Raw genomic sequence first — 599 nt, 5'->3', positions numbered from 1 at the left:
GCCGCGGATATCCAGGCCGAGCTGGACAAGCTGCTGTGGGCCGACCTGTTGATCCTCAACTTCCCGGTGTTCTGGTTCTCGGTGCCGGCCATGCTCAAGGGCTGGATCGACCGGGTGCTGGTGTCGGGGGTGTGTTATGGCGGCAAGCGTTTCTATGACCAGGGCGGGCTGGCGGGCAAGAAAGCCCTGGTGACCCTGACCCTGGGCGGGCGCGAGCACATGTTCGGCGAAGGCGCGATTCACGGCCCGCTGCAGGACATGCTGCGCCCGCTGCTGCGCGGCACTTTGGCCTATGTCGGCTATGACGTGCTGGAACCCTTCGTGGCCTGGCACGTGCCCTACATCAGCCAGGAGGCTCGCGAAGCCTTCCTGCACAGCTACCGCCAGCGCCTGCAGCACCTGGCGGACGACCAGCCCCTGGTTTTCCCGCGCCTGGACCAGTTCGACGAAGCCCTGTACCCCTTGCCGGTCTGAAATCCCCACCGCCGATACGCCTTCCTCCGTAGGAGCCGGCTTGCCGGCGAACAGGCCCTTGAGCCTTGTGCTGCTCTTGCGGCCGCCTTCGCTGGCAAGCCAGCTCCTACATGAGCATCCGCGGC

Annotated in this window: 1 protein-coding gene; it reads left to right on the top strand. The window is 66.1% G+C overall.

Going from position 1 to position 599, the window contains the following annotated elements; genetic code table 11:
- Positions 1–474 (top strand): NAD(P)H-dependent oxidoreductase (locus F6S12_RS32655; RefSeq protein ID WP_315869975.1); only part of this gene is annotated, 474 nt, incomplete at its 5' end.
- Between the last annotated feature and the right edge of the window lie 125 nt (positions 475–599).

The organism is Pseudomonas sp. JV245A, assembly GCF_032424515.1.
Taxonomy (GTDB): Bacteria; Pseudomonadota; Gammaproteobacteria; order Pseudomonadales; family Pseudomonadaceae; genus Aquipseudomonas; species Aquipseudomonas protegens.
This window is presented reverse-complemented; position numbering and strand designations above follow the sequence as displayed.